The 1,909-nt window shown below is 65.7% G+C and carries 2 protein-coding genes and 2 pseudogenes; 2 read left to right on the plus strand and 2 right to left on the minus strand.

Annotation, left to right across the window (positions count from 1 at the left end; all coding sequences use genetic code 11):
* Window positions 1-227: 227 nt before the first annotated feature.
* A complete protein-coding gene (locus GA0115259_RS35705; protein WP_093604547.1) occupies window positions 228-1,079 on the plus strand; it encodes a helix-turn-helix domain-containing protein in 852 nt (283 codons plus the stop codon).
* A 14-nt stretch (window positions 1,080-1,093) separates the two neighbouring features.
* Entirely contained in the window at window positions 1,094-1,288 is a 195-nt protein-coding gene (locus GA0115259_RS35710; protein ID WP_093604549.1) for a DUF397 domain-containing protein, read from the plus strand.
* A 157-nt stretch (window positions 1,289-1,445) separates the two neighbouring features.
* Here GA0115259_RS35710 and GA0115259_RS42465 read toward each other — a convergent pair.
* Window positions 1,446-1,808 (minus strand): annotated as a pseudogene (locus GA0115259_RS42465) (ISL3 family transposase); the annotation flags it as partial.
* A 35-nt stretch (window positions 1,809-1,843) separates the two neighbouring features.
* Window positions 1,844-1,909: pseudogene (locus GA0115259_RS39435) on the minus strand (VOC family protein); the annotation flags it as partial.

Raw genomic sequence — 1,909 nt, forward strand, 5'->3', positions numbered from 1 at the left:
GGTGTGTACCCGCGATGCCCGCCATGCGTGGCAATGGCCGCCGAATCTGAGCACGCCTCAGGGCAGGCTCGTGCGGCTGCACTTCGGTCTTACTGACGTGCGACGCGGTGCTATGACGACAGTACCCTCTGCTCATCACTAGTGGTACCCGCTTCGATATTGTGGGTGACGAAGTGGATTGTGGTTTGGGTACGGGCCACACTGAGACCTGACAAGAGGAGAGGTCGATGGCGCCGAGGAAGGCACTCACCGCGCGACAGCGCCGACTGGGTTCCGAGCTACGCAAGATCCGGGAGCACACCGGCCTCTCGATTGCCCAGGCAGCGGCCCTGCTCGGCGCGGACCGGACCACCATCAGCAACACCGAGTCGGGACGGTTCGGTGTCAGCCCCGCGCGGGTACGGGCATGGGCCAGCCACTACAAGTGCCCTGACGTGGCGTACATCGATGCCTTGGCCGACATGGCTGGGGAGCGCATAAACGGCTGGTGGGAGGACTATCGCGGCGACTTGTCCAGTGCCGCACTCGATCTGGCCGAGCTGGAACACCATGCCGTCGGCATCCGATCGGTGGAGATCATGCACTTCCCGGGCCTGCTCCAGACCGAGGACTACGCGCGTGCGGTGTTCGCAGAGGCCGTGCCGGCGCCGAACGCCGCGCATCTACGGCGGCTGCTCTCACACCGGTTGAAGCGGCGCGATGTGCTCGACCGGCCGGAGCCGCCCGCTTGCACGTTCCTGGTCCACGAAGCCGCACTCCGGATGACGTATGGCGGCCCGAAGGTGACCCGAGGACAACTCGACTACCTGCTGGAGGAGTCGGAACGTGACAACGTCACTGTCCGCGCGGTGCCGTTCGCGGCGGGCGGTTTCCCCCATGCCAACAGTTCGGCACACTACGTATACGGCCCAGTACCGCAGCTCGACACGGTGCAGACGGACACGGCGACCGGATCAGGGTTTCTGGATGCCGAGACGAGTCTCGTGAACTGGCGAGTCGCGCTGGACCGGACCGAAGAGAAGTCGCTTGATCCCGAGAGCTCGCGGGACTTCATTCGCAAGATCGCACAACAAGTCTGAAGGCGTGAGAATTTATGGAAATCCAGTGGCGCAAGTCCTCAAAGTCCTCGAACGCCGATGGCAACAACTGCCTCGAACTAGCCGACCACAACGGCGAGATCCTCATGCGTGAGAGCGACAACCCGGACGTCATCATCCGCACCACCCGTACCAAGCTCCGCGCGTTCCTCGGCGGTGCCAAGGAAGGCGAGTTCGACGATCTGGCCTGAACGGCTGGCGTCACTTCCCCTTCGGGCGGTCCCCATCGGCGCAGGCAGGGGCCGCCCGTTTCGTTGTCGACTCAGCTCGGGCAGTCCGGCCGGGACGCCGTGGCTGATCGTCTTGATGACGGCGGTGAGTTCGGTCTTGCCGGCGCGGCGGTCTTGAAGCCCATATCACCGCTTGCGCCGAGAGTTTGGCCCTCGGCGCGGTGGCCGCGGTCGTGTCTTGGCGCCAGACCTGCCCGCGGCCCGGACAGCGGTAGCGGCGGATGCGGACGTGCGGGATCGTTGCCCGCCGGCCGAGCGGGACGTGCGCCGGTCGGTGCAGCACGCTGTCGCGCGGTACTCGCAGACAGCCGCAGGCATGGCTCCAGTTGTCAGGGTCGACCGCTCGACAGAGCAACACCGCGTGGTCGGGATGCGGCTGCTGGCCGACCACTTCCAGGCCGAGGTCATCCAGCCGGCAGAACGTCGTCAGGTCAGCAGGACAGAAGGTAGCGTCACGCACGAGCCCAGGGCGCAACCGCAGTCTTCGGGGATCGGTGATCGGTGGCGTTAGGCCGATCAGGCGCGGTCGTGGAGAGTGACCTGGTAGCCGTCGGGGTCGGCGAAGGTGAATGTCCGGCCGAA

The organism is Streptomyces sp. MnatMP-M17 (assembly GCF_900091995.1).
In the GTDB taxonomy this organism is placed as follows: Bacteria; Actinomycetota; Actinomycetes; order Streptomycetales; family Streptomycetaceae; genus Streptomyces.

What these genes read in the sequence shown, in the direction of transcription:
- GA0115259_RS35705 (WP_093604547.1), top strand. Translation starts at nt 228, where the DNA reads ATGGCGCCGAGGAAGGCACTCACCGCGCGACAGCGCCGACTGGGTTCC.
- GA0115259_RS35710 (WP_093604549.1), top strand. Translation starts at nt 1,094, where the DNA reads ATGGAAATCCAGTGGCGCAAGTCCTCAAAGTCCTCGAACGCCGATGGC.